At 67.8% G+C, this 26486-nt stretch carries 22 protein-coding genes and 4 tRNA genes; 18 read left to right on the top strand and 8 right to left on the bottom strand.

The genetic code is table 11. The annotated features are described in order from the left end of the window. The first annotated feature begins 618 nt into the window (after window positions 1–618). The 16 genes from J2X52_RS13015 to J2X52_RS12940 all read left to right on the top strand — a co-directional run bounded on the left by J2X52_RS13015 (window position 619) and on the right by J2X52_RS12940 (window position 15044). Window positions 619–1605: an integron integrase gene (locus J2X52_RS13015; protein WP_310154056.1), complete on the top strand. Its 987-nt coding sequence runs from the start codon at window positions 619–621 to the stop codon at window positions 1603–1605. After that, window positions 1602–3986 (top strand): DNA internalization-related competence protein ComEC/Rec2, encoded by a 2385-nt coding sequence (locus J2X52_RS13010; protein WP_310154036.1) that lies wholly within the window; start codon window positions 1602–1604, stop codon window positions 3984–3986. Before J2X52_RS13015 ends, J2X52_RS13010 begins: the two co-directional genes overlap by 4 nt. Before the next feature lie 26 nt (window positions 3987–4012). Further along, a complete protein-coding gene (locus J2X52_RS13005; RefSeq protein ID WP_310154034.1) occupies window positions 4013–4648 on the top strand; it encodes a MotA/TolQ/ExbB proton channel family protein in 636 nt (211 codons plus the stop codon). A 3-nt stretch (window positions 4649–4651) separates the two neighbouring features. Further along, window positions 4652–5101: a biopolymer transporter ExbD gene (locus tag J2X52_RS13000; RefSeq protein ID WP_310154031.1), complete on the top strand. Its 450-nt coding sequence runs from the start codon at window positions 4652–4654 to the stop codon at window positions 5099–5101. A 1-nt stretch (window position 5102) separates the two neighbouring features. Further along, window positions 5103–6905: a lipid A export permease/ATP-binding protein MsbA gene (gene msbA, locus J2X52_RS12995; protein WP_310154029.1), complete on the top strand. Its 1803-nt coding sequence runs from the start codon at window positions 5103–5105 to the stop codon at window positions 6903–6905. Further along, window positions 6902–7873, top strand: a complete 972-nt coding sequence (gene lpxK / locus J2X52_RS12990) for a tetraacyldisaccharide 4'-kinase (protein WP_310154026.1) — start codon at window positions 6902–6904, stop codon at window positions 7871–7873. Before msbA ends, lpxK begins: the two co-directional genes overlap by 4 nt. A gap of 217 nt (window positions 7874–8090) precedes the next feature. After that, on the top strand, window positions 8091–8861 hold the full coding sequence (gene kdsB, locus J2X52_RS12985; protein ID WP_310154023.1) for a 3-deoxy-manno-octulosonate cytidylyltransferase: 771 nt from the start codon (window positions 8091–8093) through the stop codon (window positions 8859–8861). Then, window positions 8858–9340 carry a low molecular weight protein-tyrosine-phosphatase gene (locus J2X52_RS12980; RefSeq protein ID WP_310154019.1) on the top strand — a complete coding sequence of 161 codons (483 nt, stop codon included), beginning with the start codon at window positions 8858–8860 and terminating at the stop codon, window positions 9338–9340. Before kdsB ends, J2X52_RS12980 begins: the two co-directional genes overlap by 4 nt. Window positions 9341–9347: 7 nt before the next feature. Then, entirely contained in the window at window positions 9348–10775 is a 1428-nt protein-coding gene (locus J2X52_RS12975; RefSeq protein WP_310154015.1) for a thioredoxin-like domain-containing protein, read from the top strand. Window positions 10776–10807: 32 nt separating this feature from the next. Continuing rightward, window positions 10808–12697 carry an excinuclease ABC subunit UvrC gene (uvrC, locus tag J2X52_RS12970; RefSeq protein ID WP_310154053.1) on the top strand — a complete coding sequence of 630 codons (1890 nt, stop codon included), beginning with the start codon at window positions 10808–10810 and terminating at the stop codon, window positions 12695–12697. Between the two features lie 18 nt (window positions 12698–12715). Then, entirely contained in the window at window positions 12716–13315 is a 600-nt protein-coding gene (gene pgsA / locus J2X52_RS12965) for a CDP-diacylglycerol--glycerol-3-phosphate 3-phosphatidyltransferase (protein WP_310154011.1), read from the top strand. Window positions 13316–13351: 36 nt separating this feature from the next. Further along, window positions 13352–13427: transfer RNA gene (locus tag J2X52_RS12960), tRNA-Gly, on the top strand. A 75-nt stretch (window positions 13428–13502) separates the two neighbouring features. Further along, window positions 13503–13576 (top strand) — tRNA-Cys (locus tag J2X52_RS12955). Between the two features lie 46 nt (window positions 13577–13622). Continuing rightward, window positions 13623–13698, top strand: a tRNA-Gly gene (locus tag J2X52_RS12950). A 104-nt stretch (window positions 13699–13802) separates the two neighbouring features. Beyond that, window positions 13803–13889: transfer RNA gene (locus J2X52_RS12945), tRNA-Leu, on the top strand. Between the two features lie 180 nt (window positions 13890–14069). Then, window positions 14070–15044 carry a GGDEF domain-containing protein gene (locus J2X52_RS12940; protein ID WP_310154008.1) on the top strand — a complete coding sequence of 325 codons (975 nt, stop codon included), beginning with the start codon at window positions 14070–14072 and terminating at the stop codon, window positions 15042–15044. 9 nt (window positions 15045–15053) lie between these two features. Here the strand turns inward: J2X52_RS12940 and J2X52_RS12935 are convergent, their stop codons facing one another. Both J2X52_RS12935 and J2X52_RS12930 read right to left on the bottom strand, forming a co-directional pair. After that, entirely contained in the window at window positions 15054–15362 is a 309-nt protein-coding gene (locus tag J2X52_RS12935; RefSeq protein ID WP_310154006.1) for a hypothetical protein, read from the bottom strand. Further along, window positions 15359–15610 (bottom strand): hypothetical protein, encoded by a 252-nt coding sequence (locus J2X52_RS12930; protein ID WP_310154003.1) that lies wholly within the window; start codon window positions 15608–15610, stop codon window positions 15359–15361. Before J2X52_RS12930 ends, J2X52_RS12935 begins: the two co-directional genes overlap by 4 nt. 287 nt (window positions 15611–15897) lie before the next feature. Here J2X52_RS12930 and J2X52_RS12925 point away from each other — a divergent pair, with 287 nt between their 5' ends. Beyond that, window positions 15898–17472 carry an FMN-binding glutamate synthase family protein gene (locus tag J2X52_RS12925; RefSeq protein WP_310154050.1) on the top strand — a complete coding sequence of 525 codons (1575 nt, stop codon included), beginning with the start codon at window positions 15898–15900 and terminating at the stop codon, window positions 17470–17472. Between the two features lie 100 nt (window positions 17473–17572). On the opposite strand, the gene arsC is transcribed toward J2X52_RS12925, so the two are convergent. The 6 genes from arsC to J2X52_RS12895 form a co-directional block, all read right to left on the bottom strand. After that, a complete protein-coding gene (arsC, locus tag J2X52_RS12920; protein ID WP_310154000.1) occupies window positions 17573–17923 on the bottom strand; it encodes an arsenate reductase (glutaredoxin) in 351 nt (116 codons plus the stop codon). Next, window positions 17920–19206: a cation:dicarboxylase symporter family transporter gene (locus J2X52_RS12915; protein WP_310153997.1), complete on the bottom strand. Its 1287-nt coding sequence runs from the start codon at window positions 19204–19206 to the stop codon at window positions 17920–17922. Before J2X52_RS12915 ends, arsC begins: the two co-directional genes overlap by 4 nt. A 70-nt stretch (window positions 19207–19276) precedes the next feature. Continuing rightward, window positions 19277–19744 carry a GNAT family N-acetyltransferase gene (locus tag J2X52_RS12910; protein ID WP_310153994.1) on the bottom strand — a complete coding sequence of 156 codons (468 nt, stop codon included), beginning with the start codon at window positions 19742–19744 and terminating at the stop codon, window positions 19277–19279. Further along, a complete protein-coding gene (locus J2X52_RS12905; RefSeq protein WP_310153991.1) occupies window positions 19741–20520 on the bottom strand; it encodes a hypothetical protein in 780 nt (259 codons plus the stop codon). The genes J2X52_RS12910 and J2X52_RS12905 overlap by 4 nt, the downstream gene beginning before the upstream one ends. A gap of 155 nt (window positions 20521–20675) precedes the next feature. Continuing rightward, window positions 20676–21773, bottom strand: a complete 1098-nt coding sequence (locus tag J2X52_RS12900) for a dipeptide epimerase (RefSeq protein WP_310153988.1) — start codon at window positions 21771–21773, stop codon at window positions 20676–20678. A 25-nt stretch (window positions 21774–21798) separates the two neighbouring features. Continuing rightward, a complete protein-coding gene (locus J2X52_RS12895; RefSeq protein WP_310153985.1) occupies window positions 21799–23208 on the bottom strand; it encodes an SH3 domain-containing protein in 1410 nt (469 codons plus the stop codon). Window positions 23209–23458: 250 nt separating this feature from the next. On the opposite strand from J2X52_RS12895, the gene J2X52_RS12890 reads away from it, so the two are divergent. Continuing rightward, window positions 23459–26254, top strand: a complete 2796-nt coding sequence (locus J2X52_RS12890; RefSeq protein ID WP_310153980.1) for a TonB-dependent receptor — start codon at window positions 23459–23461, stop codon at window positions 26252–26254. Window positions 26255–26486: the final 232 nt, after the last annotated feature.

Raw genomic sequence — 26486 nt, 5'->3', positions numbered from 1 at the left:
ATACCCGACAACAGGAGAACAGCAAATGCCTCAACGCTCAGGCGCGGCGCTCATGCACTCGGAGTTGACAGGAAGCTCCTTACGGAATTGTTAGGCGGCTACGGCTGACCGAACAGGAAGTCAAAGGGAACCTCCCGTGTGCGAGACCCCGGACCCGCCACGTATTGCCACTTTGCCACTGCAGCTTGAGCAGCAAAAGCCCAAGCAGGGTGCCCGGATGACGAAAGAACCCTGGACGACTGCACGGAGCCGTCAGGTTCCACTTTGACCTCCAGCGTCACCTGCCCCTCGCGAAGTTCCGTGATCCGTGGCGCCTCGGGCGCCGGACAGTGGATAAGCTCCGGATCAAGCCTGGAGCAAGGCTCAGCGGCTGGAGCAGCAGTTGAAGTAGCTGCTAGTGCAACGACGATCCAGAGCGTGCTCATAGTCGCCTAACTAGTATTCGACCCTAGATGTGGGGCGTTGCGCCGAGTATGCGTTGGAACTCCGGTAGTCGCCAAGGGGAGATTTCCGACGCAGGATCAATGCGTTGTCGCGTTCTCTGAAGTGCCTCACGTGTTTAGCCTGCATGCGTTATCCGGCGCATGGAGGCGCGCGGTGTTATCCGACACAAGTGAGGTGGTAACGGGGGCGCGGGGGTCTCCGAGGCTGCTGGACCTGGTCCGGGCGCGTTGCCGGGTGCGGCATCTGAGTATCCGGACTGAGCACGCCTACGTCGGCTGGATCCGGCGCTTCATCCTTGCCAACGGCAAGCGGCACCCGCGGGACATGGGTGGGGCGGAAGTCACTGCATTCCTGACGGTGCTGGCCATGCGACATCGGGTTGCGGCAGGCACGCAGAACCAGGCGCTCGCAGCGCTGCTGTTTTTGTATCGCGACGTGCTTGGTGTGGAGTTGCCGTGGATGGATGCAGTCGTGCGGGCGAAACGGCCGCGGCGGGTGCCGGTCGTGCTGGCCGTTGAAGAGGTGCTGCGTCTGCTGCGGGCGATGGAGGGACGGACGGGCCTGCTCGCGGGGCTTCTGTACGGCACCGGGATGCGGTTGATGGAAGCGCTGCGGTTGCGGATCAAGGATGTCGATTTCGTCCAGCATCAGATCATCGTGCGGGAAGGGAAGGGTGGGAAGGATCGTCATGTGCCGCTGCCCGAGCGCTTGACGGATGCCCTGCATGAGGAGATTGCCCGGGCGCTGCAGTTGCATGAGGACGACCTCCGGGCGGGACATGGCGCGGTCTGGCTGCCGGACGCATTGGCGCGCAAATATCCGAACGCTGCGCGCGAGCGGGGCTGGCAGAACGTGTTCCCCGCGCAGCGCCTGTCGCGCGATCCGCGCGATGGGGTGATGCGTCGCCATCATCTGGACGAATCGGTTCTGCAGCGTGCGGTGCGCAGCGCCCGGCTGCGCGCGGGCATTGTCAAACCCGCCAGCTGCCATACGCTGCGCCACTCGTTCGCGACGCATCTGCTGGAGGCCGGTCAGGACATCCGCACCATCCAGCAATTGCTCGGGCACAAGGATCTGTCGACAACGCAGATCTATACCCACGTCCTCAATCGCGGGGTGCTGGGGGTGCGCAGTCCATTGGATCGGCTTCCCGGCGCATGAGCCGCATGCTGTTTCCGGCGCTCGGGCTTGGCGTAGCGGCCGCACTGGTGCTGGGGGCGATTGCCTGTCTGCAGGTGCCCGCCTTGCCACCGTGGTGGGGGATGGCGCTGGTGCTCGCGGTGGCGGTGACGGCATGGGCTGCCGGGCGCGGGCGGGCGCTCGCGGCGTTCTGCGTGGGTGCAGCGCTGTGCGGTTTACACGCGGCGCATGCCCTGTCTATCCAACTGCCGGCGTCGATGGAGCGGGGCGATTTCGCGGTGCGCGGGCAGATCGTCGGATTGCCGGTACACGAGCCGCAGCGCACGGCGTTTCTGTTCCGCGTCGCTGGCGACGATTCGGTGCCGGCCCCGTTGCGCGGTCGCTTATTGCGCTTGTCCTGGTATGACGATCGCCGCGAAGGCCCGGATCTGCGGCGATACGGCCTGCACGCCGGCAGTCAGTGGGCCTTCACCGCTCGGCTGCGCGCGCCGCGCGGGCTGCGCAACCCGGGCTGGTTCGACGGCGAGAAGCGGGCGATGGCGCAGCGCGTGACGGCGGTGGGCTACGTGCGCAGCGCTGAGCCCGTCACGCGTCTCGACGCGGGCCGCGGCGTGGATCGGTGGCGCGAACGCGTCGCGACGCGTATCGATGGCGTGGTCGACCGCGACAGTGCGCGCTATGTGCGGGCACTGGCGATCGGCGACACGCGCGCGCTGAGCGATCTGGACTGGGAAGCGCTGCGCGCGACCGGGCTGACGCATCTGATCGCGATCTCGGGCTTCCACGTCGGCATGGTCGGCGGTTTCTTCGCATGGGGGGCCACCGCGGTGTGGTGGTGCCTGCCGTGGCTGGGACGCTGGCTGCCGCGTCCGCAGGCGGCGGCGATCATCGCGCTGCTCGCGAGCACGGTCTACGCGGCAGTGGCCGGTTGGGAGCTGCCGACCCTGCGCACGGTACTGATGATCGGCGTGGTCGTGATCGCGCGGCTGGCGCGGCGGCATCTGCGCATCGCCGATTCCCTGGCCTACGCCGCAATCGCCGTCGTGCTGGTTGATCCGATGTCGGTGCTGTCCGCGGGTTTCTGGCTCAGCTTCGCCGGTGTTGCCTGGCTGGTCTGGTGTCTGCCCGATGCGCGTGAACTGTCGAAGCTTCGCGGCCTGCTGGCTTCGCAGTGGGTGGCGACCATTGGCCTGTTGCCATTGACGGTGATCCTGTTCGGGCAGGCCTCGCTGGCCGGGCCGATCGCCAATCTGGTCGCGATTCCATGGTGGAGTCTGGTCGTGGTGCCGCTGGCGCTGATCGGCACCGGGCTGGAGGCGATCCATACCGGCGCCGGCGACTGGGCCTGGCGCAGCGCCGCGTGGGCATTCGAGCTGAGCTGGCCGCTGTTCGACTGGCTGGCGGCGAGTCCCATCTCGCTCTGGTGGTTGCCCGAGCCGCACTGGTTTGCGCTGCCGCTCGCACTCCTGGCGGCGTTCTGGATGCTGTTGCCGGGAGGCGTGCCGGGAAGATGGCTGGCGGCGCTGTTGTGGCTGCCGCTGCTGTGGCCCGATCGGCGGCTTCCGCAACACGGCGAAGCGGAACTGGTGGTGCTCGATGTCGGACAGGGACTGTCGGTCCTGATCCGCACGGCGCATCACGCGTTGCTCTACGACGCCGGGCCTGCGATTCCCGAGGCATTCGACGCCGGTGAGCGGGTGGTCGTCCCGGCGCTGCAGGCGTTGGGCGTGCGGCATCTGGATGCCATTGTCATCAGCCACGGCGATGCCGATCATGCCGGCGGCTTCGGCGCCGTGCAGCGGCGCTTCGCTGCGCCGGTGGTCTTCGCGCCGCAATGGGATCGCGTGCCGGGCGCGTCCCCGTGCGTGATGGGCAGTGCCTGGGAGATGGATGGGGTGACGTTCCGATTCCTGCACCCGGACCTGTATTTTCCGGCATTCCGGAATCCATCGAGCTGCGTGCTGCGGGTCGAGACCGCGCATGGCGCTGCATTGTTGCCGGGGGATATCGACGATCTGGTCGAGCGAATGCTGGTGCGGCGCGACGCCGCGTCGCTCGCCGCCGATGTCGTGATCGCCGCGCATCACGGCAGCCGCAGTTCGTCCGATCCCGCGTTCGTGCAAGCGTCCGGCGCCGCGGTTGCGATGATGTCGGCGGGTCACGGCAACCGCTTCGGGCATCCGCATGGCGAGGTCGTCCGGCGCTGGACCCATGTCGGCGCTGCGGTCGGCAGCACGGCCGGCGGCGGGGCGACCCGGCTCCGGCTGCAGGCCGGCGGCCTGGTGGTCACGCAGGAACGCGTCAGGCGGCCGCGGTTGTGGGACGCCGCGCAACAGGCCGAGCGGCGCGAAGCGCAGCCCGGGGCGGCCGGGCAGGCTGGGCTATCCTATTCCCCGGATTGAACCGGCCATCGGCCGAAGGGGTTGCTGTGCTCGAACTGGTGAAGGCTGGCGGCTGGCCGATGCTGCCCCTGCTGCTGCTGTCGGCTGTCGCGCTGGCAATCATCGTCGAGCGCTTCTGGGCGCTGCGCCGCAAGGCGGTGCTGCCGCCGGGGCTGGGCGCGGAAGTCCGCGCCTGGGCTGCGCGCGGCACGCTGGACCCGGCACATATCGAATCGTTGCGCGGCACTGCGCCGCTGGGCGCACTGCTCGCCGCCGCGCTGGACGTGCGTAATCGCCCGCGCGAAGAGATCCGCGAACGGGTCGAGGATGTCGGCCGCCACGTCGCCTTCCGCATGGAGCGCTATCTCAACGCGCTGGGCACGATTGCCGCGGCCGGTCCGCTGCTGGGCCTGTTCGGCACCGTGGTCGGCATGATCCAGATGTTCATGGGCGTCATGGACCACGGCGTCGGTGATGTGAACCAGCTCGCGGGTGGCATCGGCAAGGCGCTGGTGTGTGCGGCGGCGGGCATGATCGTCGCCATCCCGGCGCTGATGTTCCACCGCCATTTCCGCGCGCGCATCGACGGCTACATCGTGCAGATGGAGCACGAGGCGATCGCGCTGATGGACGTCATCGACCCGCGCAACCGCCGGCCGGTGCAGGCGCCGGTGCAGGGCTGACGCATGCGCATCCGCGACCGCCGCGCCGAGGACAATCCGGAACTCAACCTCGTGCCGCTCATCGACGTGATCCTGGTGCTGATCATCTTCTTCGTGATCACCACGACCTTCGATGCGCGCTCGGTGCTGAAGCTCGAACTGCCGCAGGCGACCGGCGAGCGCAATGATGCGCAGGACGGCGCGCTGAGCCTGCTGATCAACGCCGACGGGCGGTATTTCGTCGACGATCGCGAAGCGTTGCGCACCGATGTCGAATCGCTCAAGCGGACCATCGCGGACGTCGCAGGCGATGACCGCGAACGCACCGTGCTGCTGCGGGCCGATGCGCGCACGCCGTGGCAGGCGGTCGCGACCGCCTACGACGCGCTGGGGCAGCTCGGCTTCAAGCGCATCGCGAACGCGACCGCGCCGACGACGGCGGCTGCGCCATCCGCGGCCACGCAAGAGGAATGACATGAGTACCGTTGTCGACAAGGCGCAGCACGACGCGCCGACGCCGGGACCCGCGCGCGCCGATCGCGCCTGGCCGGTCTATCGCCGGCTGCTGAAGTTCTCGACCGACTATCGCGGCCTGCTGTCGGTGGCGCTGGTCGGCATGCTGATCGAAGCGGCCGCGGGCGGCGCCTTCACCAAGATGATGGAGCCGATCATCGACGAGACCTTCGTCGGTACGAACGCGGGTGTGAACCTGTGGTTGCCGGCGGCGATCATCGGGCTGTTCGTGATGCGTGGTATCGCGGGTTACCTGGCGGACTACAACATGGCCAAGGCCGGCCGCGGCATCGCCCGCGATCTGCGTGTCATGGTGCTCGGCAAGTATCTGCGCCTGCCGGGCATGCGCTTCGATGCCGAGCCGGTGCCGTCGATGCTGATACGCCTGGGCTCGGACTCCGACCAGGTATCGCAGGCCGCAGTGGACGCCGCCAAGGTGATGATCCAGCAGTCGCTGCAGATCATCGCGTCGCTGATCGTGATGCTGTGGACAAGCTGGCAGGTGACGCTGACGATCCTGGTCATCGCCCCGCCGCTGTCATGGATCATGGGCAAGGTCGCGCGTCGCTACCGCCGCGTCAGCCACAACATCCAGGACAGTTCGGCGCTGCTGCTGCAGGCGGCCGACCAGTCGCTGAGCAACCAGCAGGAAGTGAAGATCTACGGCGCGCAGGCGGCCGAGAACGCGCGCTACCGCGCGGTCGCCGACACGCATATGCGCCTGAACCTCAAGGTCGAGGCCACGCGCGCGATCTCGTCGGCGGTCGTGCAGCTGATGGGCTCGGTGGGCCTCGCGCTGCTGATCGTCATCGCGGGCTACGAGGCTTCGCAGGGGCGCCTGACCGCCGGCGGGTTCGTCGCACTGATGATCGCGATGATGGCGATCATTCCGGCGCTCAAGCAGCTGACCAACGTGCAGAACATGCTGCAGCGGGGCGTGGCCTCGGCCGAGCGCCTGTTCGAGATTCTCGATTCCGACGACGAGCGCGACACCGGCACACGGCCGCTGGCGCGTGCGCGCGGCGAGATCGAGTTCCGCAACGTTGGCGCGCGGTATCCGGGCCAGAATGCGCCGGCGCTGGAGGATGTCAGCTTCGTCGCCAAGCCCGGCACGGTGACCGCAATCGTCGGGCGCTCGGGCAGCGGCAAGTCGACGCTGATCAAGTTGATCCCGCGTTTCTACGCGCAGGCGCAAGGCGAGATCCTGCTCGACGGCTATCCGATCGACGACTACAAGCTCTCCGACGTGCGTCGGCAGATTGCGCTGGTCGGTCAGCAGGTGATGCTGTTCGACGACACGGTGGCGGCGAACATCGCCTACGGTGAGATGGCCGGCGTGTCGCGCGAAGCGCTGGACGCGGCCATCCGCGGCGCCAATGCGATGGAATTCATCGAGAAGCTGCCCAAGCAGCTCGAGAGCGGCATCGGCAGCCGCGGCGGTCGCCTGTCGGGCGGCCAGCGTCAGCGTCTGGCGATTGCCCGCGCGATGCTCAAGGACGCGCCGATCCTGATCCTCGACGAAGCCACCGCTGCGCTCGATACCGAGTCCGAGCGCCTGGTGCAGGACGCGCTCGAACATCTGATGCCCGACCGCACGACGCTGGTCATCGCGCATCGCCTGTCGACCATCGAACACGCCGACCAGGTGCTGGTGCTCGATCACGGCCGGCTCGTCGAACACGGCACGCACCAGCAGCTGCTCGAGCAGGGCGGCCTGTACGCCCGCCTGCACCGCATGCAGTTCCGCGAGGGCGACGCTGGATGAAGGCGCCGCGGTACTGGTTCGACGGCAGCCCTCCGCCGTTGCATACGCGCGCGCTCGCCAAGGTGTATGGCGCGGGATCGCGACTGCGAGCGAAACTCGTGCGCCCGCGCAAGGTCTCGAAACCTGTGCTGGTGATCGGCAACCTGATCGCCGGCGGCAGCGGCAAGACGCCGCTGACGATCGCGGTCGTCGCGCGCCTGCAGGCCGCCGGTTGGACGCCGGGTGTCGCCAGCCGTGGCTACGGCCGCGATGACGCCGGTACGCCGCGCTGGGTCGAGCCGGTCACCGATCCAAAGCTCGCCGGCGACGAGCCGGTGCTGATCGCCGCGCGCACCGGCGCGAAAGTGCGCGTGGATGCCGATCGCGTCGCGGCGGCCAAGGCCTTGATCGCTGCGGGCTGCGACATCGTCGTCTGCGACGACGGTCTGCAGCATTACCGCTTGCGCCGCGATGTCGAGATCGAAGTCATCGACGGTGCGCGTCGCTATGGCAACGGCCTGCTGATTCCCGCCGGCCCGTTGCGTGAGCCTGCCGCGCGCAGCGCCCACTGCGATTTCCGCGTGCTCAACACCGGCAGCGATACCGATCTGGACGCTGGGTTCGGCGAGTGGCCGATGCGGCTGGAAACCGGCCAGGCGTTGCCTCTGGTGGGGGGGCGCCCATTGCCACTGTCGCGGTTCTCGGGTCAGCGCGTGCATGCGGTCGCCGGCATCGGCGATCCCGAACGCTTCTTCGCGACCCTGCGCAGTCACGACATCGCCGTCGTGCCGCACGCCTTCGCCGACCATCACCGCTATACGGCCGAAGACCTGCGCTTCGGCAGTGATCTGCCGGTGCTGATGACCGAAAAGGATGCGGTGAAGTGCATGCGCTTTGCCGGCGAACGCCATTACAGCGTGCCGGTGTCCGGGGAGCTGCCGGAAGCGTTCTGGATCGCCTTGCTGGACCGGTTGGCTAAGCTGCGCTGACGAAGCGCTGGCCGAGAAGGCGCGGCCTGAGCCCCTCTCCCTCGGGGAGAGGGGTTGGGGTGAGGGCGGACGCTCGCGATATGTTGTCTGCACGCAGCCTCTGATGCGATGGATTTGGCTTCGCTCCAACTATCCTGCGGCCCGCCGCGTTGGCCATTGCGCTAGCGCCGTAAGGCGCCGCACAGCCCGACGCACCGTGATCTGGGACAATCCCCGCATGAGCACATCCTCCGGTTTCGTCGTCGCCATTCCCGCGCGTTACGCATCCACCCGCTTGCCGGGCAAACCGCTGCAACTGCTTGCCGGCGAACCGCTGGTGCTGCATGTCGCGCGGCGCGCACTGGCGGCGGGCGCGGACGAGGTGTGGGTGGCGACCGATGACGCACGCGTGCGTGAGGCGCTCGCCGGCACACCGGTGCAGGTGGCGATGACGTCGCCCGAGCATCCCTCCGGCACGGACCGTCTGGCCGAATGCGCCGCACTCGCCGGTTGGGATGACGCGCGCGTGGTCGTGAATCTGCAGGGCGACGAACCCTTCGCGCCTGTGTCGGGCATCCAGGCCGTCGCCGCGCTCGCGGCGCAGCCGGGCGTTGATCTCGCGACGCTGTGTGCGCCGGTGGAGGACGTCGAAACCCTGCTGGATCCCAATGCGGTCAAAGTCGTGCGGAGTGTCGAAGGTGATGCGCTGTACTTCAGTCGCGCGCCGGTGCCGTGGCCGCGCGATGCCTTCGCGCGCAGCCGCGACGTCATGCCGGATGGCGAGTGGTTTCGGCATATCGGCATCTACGGGTATCGCGTGGGCTTTCTCAAGCAGTTCGCGGCGATGCCGCCAGGGCGGCTGGAACAGATCGAGATGCTCGAACAGTTGCGTGTACTCGAAGCCGGGCACCGGGTCGCGCTCGGCATCGCCAGCGAGCCGTTTCCGCCCGGCGTGGATACGCCAGAGGATCTCGCCCGCGCGCAGGCGCGTCTGGCAGCCGGCGAATGACCCGCCTGCTGGTGGTGTGCCTGGGCAATAGCTGTCGTTCGCCGATGGCCGAGGGCGCATTCCGCGCGCGGATCGAGGGAGCCGGCCTGCGCGACGTGATCGAGGTCGATTCCTGCGGCACCGGTGACTGGCACGTGGGCGACCCACCGGACCCGCGCGCAATCCGCAACGCCGCCGGTCACGGGGTCGACATCTCCGGCCTGCGCGCCCGCATGCTCGACGCCGCCGATTACCGGACCTTCGACGTGCTGCTGTGCGCCGATGCCAGCACCTTGCGCATCGTCCGCGACCGCCGGCCGCCAGATGCCACAGGCGAGATCGCGCTGCTCCTCGACTGGGCCGGGCAGGGCGGCGACGACGTGCCGGACCCCTATACCGGCGACGCGGCCGGCTTCGAATCGGTCTGGCAACTGGTCGATGCGGCGGCCCGGGAGATTGTCGCCCGGTATCGACGCGGCGCCCCGGCCGTTCGCGCATAATCCGGGCATGACCGACGCCGCGATCGCACCCGAGTTCCCGGCCAGCCTGGAGTGGCTGAACCTGACCGACCCGCTGCGCATGGCGCAGCTGCGGGGCAAGGTGTGCGCGCTCGCGTTCGTGAACCTCGCATCGGCCTGGTCGCAGCAGCGGCTTGCCGACCTGGGGCATCTGCGCGCGCGTCATCGCGAGCGTCTCAACGTGGTGGCTGTGCACGTCCCGCGGTTCGATGCCGAGCGCGAGTCGCGCCGCGCGTCCAAGCGGGTGCACCGGCAACAGCTCGAATTTCCGGTGGCCCATGACCCCGACTGGGTGCTCTGGCAGCACTACGGCATCGAGGCCTGGCCGACGGTCGTGTTGATCGATGGCGAGGGCCGGGTGCGCGAACGCATCGTCGGCGAAGGCGGCATCCGCGAGCTCGACGCGCGCGTCAACGCGTTGACCGCCGAGCTCACGCCGTATCCGGTCAGTGTCGAACCCATCCGCATGCGTCGCAGTGGCGAGCCGCCGTTGCCGCTGCAGTTTCCGGTCGGCCTCGCGCTGTCCGGCAATTTCCTCTACGTCGCCGACAGCGGCCATCACCGCGTGCTCGAATGCGACACCAGCGGTCGCGTGCTGCGCCAGTTCGGCAGCGGCAGTCCCGGCTTCATCGACGGGCCGATGGAACTGGCCGCGTTCACCCGGCCGCATGGCCTCTACGTCGAGCGTGACGTGCTCTACGTCGCCGACACCGGCAACCACGCGGTGCGTCGTATCGAACTGCGCAGCGGCGATATCTCGACGCTCTGTGGTGCGGGTCGCCCGGGCATCACCGCCGAGGGCGCGCTCACCGATCCACGCGCGGTCGCGCTCGACCAGCCGCGCGACATCGTGCTCGCCGGCGACAGGCTCTACATCGCCTGCGCCGGTGACAACCGCATCTGGCGGCTGGATCTCGGCCGCTCGACGATCGAACTGCTGGCCGGCAGCGGCAAGCTCGCGGTGATGGACGGCAGCGGATCCATGGCCTCGTTCGCCGAGCCGGTATCCCTGGCCTGCGTGCAGCAGACGCTCTACGTCTGCGATGCCAGCGGCTCGGCCGTCCGCAGCGTGCATACGCGCACCGGCGCGGTGTCGACGCTGGTGGGCCAGGACCCCTGGCAGTTCGGCCGGGTTGATGGTCCACGCACCGATGCGCGCATGCAGCATCCGCAGGCGCTCGCGCTCGAACCCGACGCGCCGGTGCTGTGGATCGCCGACGCCGGCAACGACAGCCTGCGCCGGCTGCGGCTGGGCGGCGGCGAACTGACCTCCTTCGAGCTGCCGCAGCGCCTGCATGCGCCCGGTGGTCTGGCGGTCGGCAGCGACGCGGTATGGATCGCCGACACCGATGCGCACGCCGTGCTGCGGCTCGACCCGGTCAGCGGCGCCGTGCGTCACGTCCCGATAGGCGAATGACCGGGCCGCGCAGGGCAAGCAGCGGTGGCGTGATGTTCGACGGCAAGGCGTTCGTCGCAGGGCTCAGCACCGCACCGGGCGTCTACCGCATGTATGCGGCGGATGACACCGTGCTGTACGTCGGCAAGGCGGCGGACCTGCGCAAGCGCGTGGCGAGCTACTTCAATGCGTCGCCCAAGGTCACCCGGACGATGGCGATGATCGCGCAGATCGCGCGCATGGAAACCACGGTCACGCGCAGCGAGGCCGAGGCCCTGCTGCTCGAAAACCAGCTCATCAAGTCGCTCAGGCCGCGCTACAACGTCTCGCTGCGCGACGACAAAAGCTACCCCTACGTGCTAGTGACGAGTGACGATTGGCCGCGCATCGCGGTGCATCGCGGGCCGCGGAACGTGCCCGGTCGTTATTTCGGTCCGTATCCGGGCGTGACCGCGGTGCGCGAAACGCTGAACCTGATGCAGAAGCTGTTCAAGCTGCGCAACTGCGAGGACAGCGTGTTCCGCAACCGCTCGAGGCCGTGCCTGCAGCACCAGATCGGGCGTTGCACCGCGCCCTGCGTCGGCATGATCTCGGCGCAGGACTACGGCGATGCCGTGCGCCGCGCCTCGTTGTTCCTCGACGGACGCAGCGACGAACTCACCCGGGAAGTGACGCGCGACATGGAGGCGGCGGCCGAAAAGCTCGATTTCGAGGACGCCGCGCGCCTGCGCGATCTGCTCGGCAACATGCGCAGCATGCAGGCGCGCCAGTACGTCGACGGCAAGGTCGCCGAACTCGACGTGCTCGCGTGCGCGATGCAGGGCAGTCAGGCCTGCGTGCTGCTGCTCGCCTTCCGCGACGGCCGCAATCTGGGCACGCGCGCGTTTCATCCGCGCACCAATGGCAGCGACGATCCGGCCGAGGTGCTGGCCGCGTTCGTATCCCAGCATTACGCCGAGCAGACGCCGCCGCGCGAGATCGTGCTCGACCGCGCGATCGAGGACGTGCTGTTGCTCGAGCAGGCGTTCAGCGAATCCACCGGTCGCCGCGTGCAGATCAAGACCAGCGTCCGCGGCGATCGTGCGCGGTACGTGGATCTTGCGCGCCGCAACGCCGAGATTTCGCTGGCGACCGAAATGAGCAGCCAGGCTGCGCAGAACGCACGCGCCGAATCGTTGCGCGAGATGCTCGGGCTCAGCCAGCTCGCGCAACGCATCGAGTGTTTCGACATCAGCCACACCATGGGCGAGGCGACGGTTGCCTCATGCGTGGTGTTCGACGCGGCCGGTCCGGTGCGCGGCCAGTACCGGCGCTACAACATTGCCGGCATCGAACCGGGCGACGATTACGCGGCGATGCACCAGGCGCTGACCCGGCGCTTTCGCAAGGCCGCCGATGCGCGCGCCGCCGAAGTCGCCGCGGTAGAGGCGGGCACCGACGTGCCCGCGGCCGCGGAAGGTGCAGGCATCCTGCCCGACGTGCTGCTGATCGACGGCGGCACCGGCCAGGTGGCGCAGGCCCGCGCGGTGCTCGACACGCTGGGCATTACCGGCATCTGCCTGGTCGGCGTGGCCAAGGGCGAGGCGCGCAAGCCCGGCGACGAAACCCTGCTGCTGCCGGACGGGCGCGCGCTCAAGCCCGGCGCCGCATCGCCGGGCCTGCAGCTGGTGCAGCAGGTGCGCGACGAGGCGCATCGTTTTGCGATCACCGGTCATCGTGGACGCCGTCAGAAGGCACGCACCACGAGCCGGCTCGAGGATATTCCCGGCATCGGCCCCCGCCGCCGCGCGAGCCTGTTGAAGCATTTCGGCGGTCTGGGGGGCCTGAAGGCCGCCGGCGCCGAGCAGATCGCCCAGGTCGAAGGTGTCAACGCGGCGCTCGCGCAGCGCATCTATGCGACCCTACACGGGCTCGACCCCGGCCCAGGCGCCGGACACGACTGAATCCCCCACAGGCGTCCAATGAAATTCACGATTCCCACCTGGATCACGCTCCTGCGGATCATGCTGATCCCGGTGCTGGTGCTGGTGTTCTACCTCCCGTTCCAGTGGACCAACTTCGCGACCGCGCTGGTGTTCGGGTTCGCGTCGATCACCGACTGGCTCGACGGCTGGATTGCGCGCAGGTACCACCAGTACTCCGCGTTCGGCGCGTTTCTCGATCCCGTTGCCGACAAGCTGATGGTCGCCGTCGCGCTGTTTCTGATCGTGCAGGGCCATCCGACGCCGTGGATGGCGCTGTGGGCGGCGGTGATCGTGGGCCGCGAGATCGCGGTGTCCGCGCTGCGCGAATGGATGGCCGGGCTCGGTCAGCGTGCGACCGTGCGCGTCGCGGCGATCGGCAAGATCAAGACGATCGCGCAGATGGTCGCGCTGCTGTGCCTGCTGTACTCGGTGACCCCCGACCAGCCGCCGCGTCCGCTGCCATGGTTGGGCCGCGAGATCTTCATCGTCGGCGACTGGCTGCTTGCGATCGCGGCGATCCTCACGCTGTGGTCGGGACTGCTGTATCTGCGCGCGGCGTGGCCGATCATGCGCGCCGCAGAAAAGAACAAGTATTGACACCCCGCCGGCGACGGGTAGAATTTCGCCTCCCAAGCGGGAATAGCTCAGTTGGTAGAGCGCAACCTTGCCAAGGTTGAGGTCGAGGGTTCGAGCCCCTTTTCCCGCTCCAGTTTCGAAGACGAAGCCCCGGGTTGCATGCGGGGTTTCGTTTTGTCGACAGGACCTGGTCCTGCACGGCGTCACCGGCCTGGTGGCAGAGTGGTTATGCAGCGGATTGCAAATCCGTGTACGCCGGTTCGATTCCGACCCAGGCCTCCAGCCGGCGCACCCTACAGGGCGCAGGCGGGTTACAATTCGGTTCCAAGCGGGAATAGCTCAGTTGGTAGAGCGCAACCTTGCCAAGGTTGAGGTCGAGGGTTCGAGCCCCTTTTCCCGCTCCAGTTCGAAAGGCCCTGCAGATGCGGGGCTTTTTCGTATCTGGCGCCGCGCGTTTCCGCGTGGTGGTTCCAATCGGCGGCGCGCTGCGGCACGCTGCCGACGGCTTGCCCGGATGGCGAAACTGGTAGACGCACCGGACTTAAAATCCGTTGGCCGCAAGGTCGTGCCGGTTCGATTCCGGCTCCGGGCACCATCATTGGCAACGCCTTGCAGGCGGAGCCCGCAACTCCCGTCACGCTCCGCCTGATCGGCGCGCCGCTTTCACAGTCGCGTGCCCGGTGGGGGCGCAGGGTCGGACCACAGCGGACGCAGAGCCGGGGCGGCAGGCGGACTCTGTACGCCGCGGCATGCCCCGGGAGCGGGCGCGACCACCATGATTGCGAGACTGCGCAACGATTTCCGGCTGACCATCATCACCCTGCTCGGGTCGGTGACCGCGGTCGTGCTCGGGAGTTTTCTGCTGTGGCGGCTCTCACGCGGCGACTGGGGCATCGCGGCGCTGGACGCGGCGGTCGTTCTGACGATGCTCGTGATCATGCGATTCGCCTGGCGCGAAGGCGGGACCGAGCGCGCGGGTGCATGGATGGTGGTACTCAATTCCGGATTCTCTGCGCTCGCATGCCTGACCATGGGCGCGGCCGCGAGCGGTTGGGTATACGTCGCGCTGATGACCAATTACTACCTCGCGCCGCTGCGGGTGGCGACCTGGAGTGGTGCGACGCTGTTGCTGTGCGCATCCGCGACCCTGCTGTGGCGCGATGTCGGTCCCTACCACGTCAGTACGTTGGTGACGTGGTCGCTGGTTTACGGCTTCTCGATGGTGTTCGCGCGCCGTCTCCGCACGCACAGCGCGTCGCTGGAACAACTGGCAAGCGTGGATCCACTGACGCGCATTCCCAACCGCGGCGTGCTCGAGGACGATCTCCGCCACGCGATCGCCACCGGCCAGAGCGGTCGCATGGGATTGCTGGTGCTGGACATCGACCGCTTCAAGGCCGTCAACGACACCTTCGGACATGCAGCCGGTGACGCGGTGCTGGTCGATCTCGCAGCGCTGCTGCGCGAGGAGTTGCGGCAAGGCGATGCCGTCTACCGGTTTGGTGGCGAGGAATTCGTCATGTTGATGCCGATGGCATCGGAACAGGCGCTGACGCGCGCGGCGGAGCGGATACGCGAAGCGGTCGCAACGCGGCTGATCGGTCCCGGCGGCCACATCACCGTGGCCGTCGGCGGCGCGATGCTGTCGGCGGAACGCGACTGGCAGGACTGGTTTGCACGTGCGGACGCATCGCTCTATCAGGCCAAACGCGACGGCGGCAATACGATCGCGGTCGCGCCACCGTTGTAAGGCGTCGGCTCAGCCGCGACCGGCGTGTTGGACGACGCTTGACTGATCGCTGTCGTGCCATTCCGCCCCGACACGGGCATGGCTGGCCGCATGTACGCGCCGGACCGCACGCAAGCGTCGCCGCCAGCGCAATATGACGCCCGCAATCGACAGCAGTGCCAGAGCGGCCGCCATCACGATGGCCCAGGGCGCAAACGGAGCCAGCGGCGAGAGGATGGAGCCCGCGGTGTTGCGCAGCGCCAGTGCGAAGACGGCGCCTGCAATCAGGATGTAGGTCGGCATCACCAGGACGCGCCAGAGGGTGCGGGGCGTGATCATCCGTGGATTCTCCGCGCCGCGCTGCTGCCCAAGCCGACCACAGGTGCCGCATCGGGCAGCCCACACATCGTGCGGAAATGTGAGGCAGCTTCCGGGCGGGCCATCTCCCATGCAACCGTGCGCGGGATCCGCTCCCATTGGGCGCGCAACAGCGGCTCCAGCTCATGCCAGTCGGCATCCGGGCTGTCGGCGCGGGCCGCCCGGGTCATTTCCGCCAGGATCACCGGGTTGTAGGGCGACTGCGACATGGACTCGAGGAATGCGTGGGTTCGCAGCGACAGTAGGCAGCGCGCCGACAAACCGCCGTGAAGCGGATCGGCGCACAACGGAATGTTCAGTTTGGGGTGGCTCCGTGACAGAACGCTACCTACCATGCCCGCAACATGCACCCCGGCCGATCGGCGGTGGCTGCTCTTCCTGATCGTCCCGGATGGATGGCGTGCCGCGCCATATGCCGGCTGTTTTCGAGGGGAACCCGATGGTCCGCTATTTCACATTCGCACTCTGCGTCGTCCTGGCGCTGCTTTCGGTCGTCATGGCATCGATGCACCAGTCGGTGGGCTGGGCGATCGCGGCAGTCCCGCTGTTGGCGTTGTCGGCGCTCGGCATTCTGGACATGTCGCAGACGCGTGCGACCCTGCGCCGCACGTATCCGCTGACCGCGCATTTCCGCTATGGCCTGGAAGCGTTCCGCCCCGAGATCCGCCAGTATTTCATCGAGGATGATCAGGACGAGGTGCCGTTCTCGCGCCAGCAACGCGCGCTGGTCTACCAGCGCGCGAAGAACGTCAGTGACGTGGTGCCGTTCGGCAGCGAGTTACCGATGTACGGCACACAGTACGAGTGGATCAACCACTCGCTGGTGCCTGCGCATGCCGCCTCGCATGATTTCCGGGTGCCGGTTGGCGACGAACGCGCCCAGCCCTATACGGCGAGCGTGTTCAATATTTCGGCGATGAGTTTCGGCTCGCTGTCGGCGAACGCGATCCGTGCGCTCAACCTGGGTGCCCAGCGCGGCAACTTCTATCACGACACGGGCGAGGGGGCGATCTCGGCCTACCACCGCGAGCATGGCGGCGATCTGGTCTGGGAGATCGGCTCGGGCTACTTCGGTTGTCGCGATGCCAAGGGGCGGTTCGACGAGGACCTGTTCGCGCGCCACGCCGCCGAGCCGCAGGTGCGCATGGTCGAACTGAAACTTTCGCAGGGGGCCAAGCCGGGCCACGGCGGCATGCTGCCCGGTGCGAAGGTGACGCCCGAAATCGCGGAAACCCGCGGCATTCCGGTGTGGCAGGACTGCGAATCGCCGGCCGCGCACACCACGTTTTCCACGCCGCTGGGCCTGCTGGAATTCCTCGATCGCATGCGCACGCTGTCTGGCGGCAAGCCGGCGGGCTTCAAGCTCGCGATCGGACATCCCTGGGAATGGTTCGGCATCGCCCGCGCAATGCTCGACAGCGGCATCCTGCCGGACTTCATCGTCGTCGACGGCGCTGAAGGCGGCACGGGCGCGGCGCCGTCGGAGTTCATCAACCATGTCGGCCTGCCGCTGCAGGAAGCACTGATGCTGGTGCACAACACGCTGGTGGGCATCGGTCTGCGCGATCGCATCCGCGTCGCGGCTGCCGGCAGGATCACCAGTGGTTTCGACATCGCCCGCGCGCTGGCGATGGGCGCGGACTGGTGCAACGCGGGCCGCGGTTTCATGTTCTCGCTGGGCTGCATCCAGTCCCGCACCTGCCATACCGACCATTGCCCCACGGGTGTGGCCACGCAGGATCCGGCGCGCTGGCGCCTGCTCGACGTGCCGGACAAGGCCAACCGCGTGTTCCATTTCCACCAGAACACCTTGCGCGCGCTGCGCGACATGATCGGCGCGGCCGGGCTCGAGCATCCGATGCAGATCGGGCCTGAGCACATCCTGCGACGTGTCTCGCCGACTGAAGTGCGTTCACTCGCCGCGCTGTATCGCTTCCTCGAGCCGGGTGAGTTGCTGACCGGCCTACCCGAGCACGCGGTGTTCAAGACCTTCTGGCCGAGTGCGCGCGCCGACAGCTTCGCGCCACCGGCGCGTGCATCGGCGATGCATGTGGCGAAGCGGAAGCACTGACGCGCCATCGCTGACCGGGTAGGAGCGCGCTTGCGCGCGATGGGCGGATCGCGGCACTGCGCTTCGCGCGCAAGCGCGCGCCTACGACGGGCGCTACTCGTCAGTCGAGCAGGTGCAGCAGCCGCTCGGTCGGCCTGCCGATGACCGCGCGTTCGCCGCGTACCAAGATCGGGCGCTCGATCAGTTCGGGATGTCTGACCATCGCGTCGACGATCGCACCGTCGTCCAGCGCCTCGTTGTTGAGTCCTAGTTCGCGATAGACAGCTTCGCCGGTACGCAGCAGCGCACGCGGTGCAATGTCGAGGCGGCGCAGTATCGTGCGCAGGGCGTCGGCATCGAGTGGCGTGTCGAGATAGCGCACGACCTCCACGTCGACACCGCGCGTCTGCAGCAGTTCGAGCGCGGCGCGCGATTTGGAGCAGCGCGGGTTGTGCAACAGGGTGTAGGTCATGTCGTCGAAAGATCGGTGGGCTCCGCCCCGCTGCCATGGCGGGCGACGACCGCGGTCGCGGCGACGTCGCCAGTCGTATTGGCCACGGTGGCGAACGCGTCGGGCAGGGTGTCGACGGCAAGCAGCACGCCCAGCGGTTCGACCGGCAGGCCCATCGCCTGGGTCACCGGCAGATTGTTGGTCATGAAGCTCACCTGGCCGGGCAGGCCGACCGAGCCCATGCTGATGACGACGCTCAGTCCGACTGCGATCGTGAGCTGCGCCGGCCCCAGCGCCGCGCCGTACATCCAGGCGATGAACACCACGACGCTCAGATATTGCGTGGGACTGGCGATGCGGAACAGCGACACCGCCATCGGCAGCACCAGCGAGGTCACCGCCAGCGGATAGCCCAGACGATTGCGTGCGCTGTCGATCATCACCGGCAGGGATGCCAGCGACGACTGCGTGCTCGCGGCGATCGCCTGCACCGGCAACAGCGCGGCGGCGAACCGGCGCAGACGCTCGCCCGCGACCAGCACGGCGACGCCGTACATCAGCAGCGTGATCGCCATGTACAGCACGCACTGCAGCGCGATGTAGTAACCCAGCGCAGTCAGCACGCCGAGGCCGACATGGGCGCAGACCGCCAGCACCAGCGCGAACACGCCCAACGGCGCGGCCCACAGTACCCAGCGCACGACGACGATCATCGCGTCGCCGATCGTGCGCACCAGCTCCAGCATGCGTGTGCGGCGCTCGGGTTCGAGGCGGGTCAGGGCGAAGCCGAAGAACATCGAGAACACGACCAGCGGCAGCATCGCGCTGGCGGCTGCGGCGGCGATGGCATTGCTCGGAATCACGCTGGTGATCCACAGACCGAAGCTCGGTGCCTGCGGCAGCGCTTCCGGCGCCTGGATCGCCGCGCGGAAGGCGGCGACCAGTGATTCATCGCGGGGCACCATCGCGAGCAGCGCCGGTGCCGCGATCGCGGCGAATGCACCGCAGACCGCCAGCAGCACGGCGAACGTGGCCATCGCCATGCGCGCATTGCGTCCGGACGCGGCGGCATCCGCCGCGCCGTTGATCCCGACCACGACCAGCGCCGCAACCAAGGGCACGACGGTCATCTGCAGGGCGTTGAGCCAGAGTTTCCCGACCGGCTGCGCGACTTCCGCCACGCGCAGCGCGATGTCCGCATCCCAGGCCGCCAGCGAGAGGCCGGCCACGGCGCCCGCCAACAGGGCGAGCAGTACACGGACGGAGGCGGGCAGGGTGCGACGTTCGGGAACAGCTTCGGTCATGGCGCGCAGCGGTTTGGATGGACCGCCGCAGCATGCCACGGGCCGTGTGCGCAGAGGAGGCGCGGGTGCATCAGCTGCGCGGTGCCAGCGCGAGCCCGAGCGTGTCGCGCTGGCCGTCGACGAAGCCCGCACGCAGGTACAGCGCCTTGGCCCGCGGATTGTGGTGGTGGACTTCCAGACGCAGCATCGCAACGCCCCATTCGTGCGCCAGGGTGCTCGCGAGCGCCAATGCCTGCGCGCCGAGACCACGCCCGCGCGCGGCCGGGGCGATATACAGCTCATCGAGCAGGGCATGATGCCCGCCCTGTTCGAGACTGAAGCCGCGTGTCAGGGCCATGTAGCCGTCGCGTCCATCGGCGCCGAGCAGCAGCAGCGCGCCGCAGCCGGGTTCCGACAGCAACTGCGACACCGCCTGCGGCGTCGCGTGCTCGTGGAAGTGCAGGCGGTCCTCGGCGTAGAAGGCCCGCATCATCTCGAGGATCTGCGGCAGATCCTCGAGCGTGGCGAGGCGCGACACCGGCGGCGCGGCGGCGCTCACTGCGCGAGTGCCGGCAGCTGCCAGAGGGTCTGCAGGCGCGCGTACTCGGGCTCGGGCAGCAGCACGAAGCGCGGCGTGCGCGCGGGATCCAGCCAACGCAGCAGCGTATCCATTTCGGCATCGCTCATCGCCGTGCAGCCGGCCGTGGTCTCGTCGGGGCGACGCAGCAGATGGGCGAAGATGCAGCTGCCGCGGCCGGCTTCACCGTTCGCGTTGTGTTCGATCACGAAGCCTTGGCGGTAGCGCACGTCGCCATCGTTGTGCAGATCGAGACGCATGCGTTCGCTCGAGCCGTCCACGGCCGCCGCACCCACCTCGCGGGCGTCGACGATGCGGTTGTAGAGCGGCGAGGCCGGCACGTCGATGCAGTAATGCGAAGCCTGCATCGGCAGGTAGGGCAGGGCGCCCACACCGGTGGGCGCATAGCCGAAGGCCTCGCCGATGCCGAACACGCCGGCCGGGGCGCGACCGTCACCTTCCTGCTTCTGTGGCTCGCCGTGCTGTGGCGGATGCAGTCCGATCCCCCAGCCACTGCCACTGCGGCCCAGCATCACCGGCACCGCATCGCCGACCGCGCGCCAGGCGCCGTCGCCGGCGCGTCCGAAGCGCTGCATGCGCGCCTGAGCGGCGTCCCAGTCGTCGGCTGTCACGACGATCAGCTGCTGCGCATCAGCGACCGGCGATGCCCCGGTGGAAGGCGTGGTGGCGCAGGCGGCGAGCAGCAGGCTGGCCAGCAGCAGCGCGGTGACGCCGGCGCGTCGATGGAATGGGGCCATGGGTGTCGTCTCCTGGGTCACGGGTGGAGCAGGGGATGCATGCGCGCCGGATGTTCGACGTGCCGCATTTGCGATGTTCGATCATGCACGCGGATCCGGGCTCGTTGACCTCACGCCCGGCACCGCGCGGAAGCCGCGTCGAGGCCATCCGCACCTCAGCTTGCGATTGGCTGCATGTCGCGTATCGACACGATACCGAGTCCCGGTGCATCGCCGATCGAGATCTCCGCTTCATCGAAGCGCACGCCGCCCTCGACCGGATTCGACGCGCACAGCGACGGTCCGTCGAGATCGATCTTGGTGATGACGTCCGACTTGGCCACCGCTAAATGCGCCGCCGCGGCCACGCTGATGCTGGTCTCGAGCATGCAGCCCATCATGCAGTCGATGCCGTGCAGGCCGGCGATGTCGGCGAGCTTGATTGCGTCCGACAGCCCGCCGGTCTTCATCAGCTTGATGTTGACGATGTCGGCTGCGCGCATGCGGATCAGCTCGATCAGTTCGACCGGACCGAACACGCTTTCGTCCGCCATCACCGGCACGTGCACGCGGTCCGTGACGTATTTGAGGCCCGCCAGATCGTGCGCCTTGACCGGCTGCTCCAGCAGCTCGGGTTCGATGCCGGCGTCCTCGAGCTGGCGCATCGCGTGCACGGCCTGTTTCGGCGTCCAGCCCTGGTTGGCGTCGAGCCGCAACAGCACGCGGCCGTCGACCGCGGCGTGGATCGCGCGGATGCGTTCGAGGTCCACGCGCGGCTCCTTGCCGACCTTGATCTTCAACGCGTCGTAGCCGCGGTCGACGGCTGACAACGCATCGGCGACCATCTTGTCGATGGTGTCGACGCTGACCGTGATGTCGGTGCGCAGGACCGGATCGCCGCCGCCGAGGATCCGGTACAGCGGCGTGCCGTGCAGCTGCGCGAACAGATCGTAGAGCGCGATCTCGACCGCGGCCTTGGCACTGGTGTTGCGTTCCAGCGCGGTCTGCACCAGCCGCGTCAGCGCGTTGAGATCGGCGATCTCGCGGCCAACCAGCCGCGGCGCGATGACGGTGGAGATCGCCGCGACGATCGAGCCGTGGGTATCGCCGGTGATCACCGCGGTGGCCGCGGCCTCGCCGTAGCCGATGTGGCCGGTGTCGGTGTGGATCGCCACGATGATGTCGTCGACGCGCTCCACCGTGCGCAGCGCGGTCTTGAACGGCGTCTTCAGCGGCACGCGCACCATGCCCAGCTGGATGTCGGTGATCTTCATCGGCGTGTCCGGTGAGGCGCGCGCGTCAGCGCACGCGCTGGATGTCGGTGATGCGGTCGATGGTGGTGCCGTTTTCGCCCGACAGCATCGGCGTCATGGGCGTGACCACGACGCCGTTGAGCGGCAGGCGCGCGATCGCGCCGTTGGCGTTTCGCACGCTCATGCCGGCGGTGTCGTGGATCACCCAGGGCTCACCGTCGACGTGACCGATGATCATCATCACGTGGCCCGGAATGAACACCATGTCGCCGACTTCGGCCTCGCGCAGCAGCTGCAGGCGCTGTGCATAGGGCATAGCGGCCGGCACCTCGATGCGGTTCAAGGCCGGACTCGTCGCCTGCGCGCTGGTGTTGCGCGGCAGCAGGATGCCGAAGCTGCGGTAGATCTCCGAAACGAATCCACTGCAGTCGCGCGCGTTATACGCGTGACCCCAGCCGTAGCGCTCACCGAGGAACTTGAAGGCCTGGCGGATCAGCGCGGCGCGCGTATACGGCAGCACGTCGCCGGCGACATCCGCCGACGCCGGCAGGAGTGCCGGCGCGAACGACAGCGTGCCGTCATCGCCGCGCACCGGCAGTTCGACGATGTGGCCGAATGCCGGCACCTGGCCATGCAGCACGCGGCTTGCATCCCAATCGGCGCGCGGCACACGAACGCCCATTTCGAGCTGTAGGTCCGAGACCGCAGGCGCCTCGGGCGTGAACACCGTGCGCGCGGTGGCGCCGGTGACAACGATGCCTGCGGCCGCACGCGCGGCGTAACCGGCGACGACGTCGCGCGTGCCGATTGCCACATGCTGTGCATCGACCCATCCGCGGTAGCGCTCGCTGACCACGAACAGCCAGTCGCCGTCGCGGCTGGCATGCAGCACCGCGACCGGCGCGCCGGGGAAGAGGGCATCTTCCTGGAAGCGGTCGATATCGGTGTCCTCGGGGCGGCTGAAGACACGCGTCGCGGTGGGAAACGCGCGCAGGTCGACGCGGCGTACGACCAGACCGAAAAGAGGCGTCACCTGCGCGGGCAGGGCGTCGAGCGCCAACGCGTGCATCCAGGCGTCAACGGTTGCGGCATCGACGGCCCCCGCCATGGTGAACCGGGGCGCCGTCGGGCGCTTTGACAGGGCCTCGATCCAACCGGTGACCTTGGCCCGGTCGAGCTGTGCCGGCAGGGCGAGCGGGTCATGGATCGAGGCGTCGTCGCGGCGCATCGCCGCGTTCTGCGCATCGATCGCGACTGCATCGAGGACCAAGGCGTCCGGCGCGTCGAGGCGGGCGATCCAGAAGTCCGGCGGCAACATCGGCGCGGCAAGGCCGGGAATCACACTCGCGGGCGACGCAGCCTGGGTGGCGCCGGGTGCCGGCAACAACGCTGCCAAGGTCAGCAGCGTCGCGAGCATGCAACGCGTGGCGAATGGGGACAGGGGTTTGAAACGCATCGTGGCTCCTGCGTCGATGCGCGCGAAGCGGCGCACCGGTCTGCGGTCGAGCACTCGAGAGTATTTGCTTTTCGCCCCGGGACAAGGCGGCGCATCAATTGACATCGATTCGGAGCGGGTGGTAATCACGTGATCATACCCGTCCGGTAGGGGGCCCATGGGACGGCCGGGTTGTGTTCGATGCGCCGTACCGGCGTGCCTGCCGGTGATGTGCGCCGTATCGTCATGTCACCAGGGGAGTCCGTCACAAATGTCCTGCCAGCCCACGCAGCACCCGCCCGTCTTCCATTGTCTGAGTGCTGCGCTGCTGTTGGTGCTCGCGGCGCCGGTAACCGCTCTTGCGCAGTCGTCGGCTGCTGATGAACGCGTCAGCACGCTGGATCAGGTGCAGGTCACCGGATCGCGTATCGCCCGCACCGAGATCGAAGGCCCGGCGCCGGTCACGGTGATCACCGCCGAGGACATCGAAAAACAGGGTTTCAGCACGGTCTGGGAATCGCTGGGCACGTTGACCCAGTTCACCGGCAACACGCTCAACGAATCCGACCAGACCGGCAATTCCCCCAACGGGCAGTTCATGAATCTGCGCGGGCTGGGGCCGGGCTATCAGCTGATCCTGCTCAATGGACAGCGCCTGGCCGACTATCCGCAGCCTTACGGCTCCAACGGCACGGCGGTGAGTCTGGGCAGCATTCCGGCAGCTGCGATCGAGCGCATCGAAGTCATGAGCGGTGGCGCCTCGGCGATCTACGGCTCGGACGCGGTTGCCGGCGTGGTCAACATCATCACCAAAGAGAATTTCAGCGGCGACACGATCCGCCTGCGCGGCGGCACGTCGACACAGGGCGGCGGCGATACCGGCCTGTTCCAGTGGACCGGCGGGCGCACCGGCGATCGCTGGAGCCTGACCTACGCGCTGGAGCGGCTGGATCGTGAGGAGATCGTCGCGACGCAGCGCGATCTGACGTATCTGGCGCATCCGCAGTACCGCACCAATCCCGAGCGGCCGACCGCATCGATCAGCGGCGTGTATTTCCGTGCCGGCCAGAATTATCTATGGCGGACCGATACCGGTGCGCTGTCGCCGTCCTACCAGGCGATGCTCGACGCGTGCGAGGCGACCAATCCAGCGTTCGCGCCCTTCCATTCGGCCACAACCGTCGCCGTGCCCAACCGCTGCGGCGCGCTCGATTACTACAACGCGCGTTCGCTCCAGAACGCCTACGGCAAGACCTCGGCCTATGTATCGGGCAGCTTCGACTTCAGCGATCGCCTCACCGGTTACGCGCAGCTGCTCGGCAGCGATGCCAACGACAAGAGTTCCAGCCAGACGCATTACTACATCGGCGAAGGGCCGTTCACCGTGCGCGATCCGGTGCGCGGTCTGGTGACGGCGCAGCGCATCTTCCTGCCCGATGAAGTGGGCGGCACCAAGTACATCGAGTACGACGAGCGGGCCTGGTCGATCAATGCGGGCCTGCGCGGCACGTTGGGCGACGGCCGCTTCGACTGGGACGCGAGCCTGACCTCGTCGCGCTTCGAGATCACCACCACGCGTCCTCGCTTCCTCACTCGCGCCGTGCGCGACTACTACATGGGTCCGGTGCTGGGCATCGCGCCGGACGGCAACGAGATTCGCGAGTTCTACACAGATCGGCTGTTCGCGCCGGGCTCGGCCGCGCTCTACGACCAGCTCACCACCACGGTGGTCAGTAGCGGCGTGTCGAAATCCGACCAGGCGCAGTTTGTCTTCAGCGGTCCGCTGTTCGATCTGCCGGCCGGATCGCTGCAGATGGCGGCGGTGCTCGAAGCCGCGAAGCAGGAATACTCGCTGACCCCCGATCCGCGCACGACTGTCGACTACACCGGACCCGACCGCGTCTACAACCTGACCAGTACGCCTGGCGGTGGTCCGCGTGACCGCTTCGCACTCGGTCTCGAATTCCGCGTGCCGGTGCTCGCGAGCCTCGAAGCGACGCTCGCCGGTCGCTACGACAAGTACGACGACATCACGTCAGTCGACGATGCGGTCACCTGGCAGGCAGGCCTGGAATGGCGCCCCTTCCGCACCCTGCTGCTGCGCGGCGCGCATGCAACCAGCTTCCGTGCACCTGATCTGCTGTGGATTTACGCCGGCACCACGGGTTCCAATCCAATCGTCGATGACGAGTATCTGTGCCGGCTCAACGGCATCGCTGCCGAAACGCCTGCGTGCACGGCGGCGTTCAACTACCAGACCTATATGACCCAGTCGTCGAACCCGCTGCTCGAAGAAGAGAAGGGCAAGTCGACGACGCTGGGCGTGGTCTGGGACGTGCTGCCGAATCTGTCGGCGAGCGTGGACTGGTATCGCATCGAACTCGAAGGACGGGTGCAGACCTTGTCGAACAGCTATTACCTCGAACAGGAAGCGAACTGCCGGCTCGGCCAGGATCGCGATGGCCGTGCGGTCGATACGAATTCGCAAGCCTGCCAGTTTTATGCGGGGGCCGTGCAGCGTGTGGTTTCGGATCTCAATCCGGACGGTCGCATCACCCGCTTCGCGACCTATCCGATCAACGCGTCACTGATGCGCACCGAAGGTCTCGATGCCTCGCTCCGCTACGGTCTCGAGCTCGGCCGCTGGGGCGATCTCAACCTGCAGGCCGGCTACACCCACGTCCTCGAATTCGAAGTCGCCCAGTTCGGCGACGAAGCGCCGCGCGATGTGCGCAGCACCGTCGAATACAACAGCCAGCGCAGCCGCGCCAATTGGCGCGCCAGCTGGTCCAGCGACGCCTGGAACACCAGCCTTTACGGGTATCGCTATGGCAGTCGGCCGAACTACAACGGCAATGTACTGCCGGGCCGTACGTCGGGCTACGTGATCTGGAACGCCGACGTCTCGCGTCGCATCACCGATGACGTGACGCTGGGCATCAGCGTGCTGAACCTGCTCGATGAAATGCCGCCGCGTGATGACTCGCACACCGCCTGGCCATACTTCGCCAGCAGCTACAGCGCGATCGGGCGTCAGGTGTTCGCCAACATCACGTTCGACTTCTGACGGCCATGACGTGTTGGGGCGTGGCGTGGCACACAGCACGCACAACGAAGAATATTGCGTCGCAACTGCGGCATACGCGTCACGCTGATCTGTGGCGGCGCGCCTGACGAAACGCCTTGGGACGTGAAGCGGCAAAGCTGAAGATGGCCGCGGTCGATCCGGATGCGGATTCCAGTAGCGACATCGAGGCTTGCGCGTGCCTACGCCAAGGGCAGTTGCGGTCGTTCGGGCG

Source organism: Luteimonas sp. 3794, assembly GCF_031456825.1.
In the GTDB taxonomy this organism is placed as follows: Bacteria; Pseudomonadota; Gammaproteobacteria; order Xanthomonadales; family Xanthomonadaceae; genus Luteimonas.
This window is presented reverse-complemented; position numbering and strand designations above follow the sequence as displayed.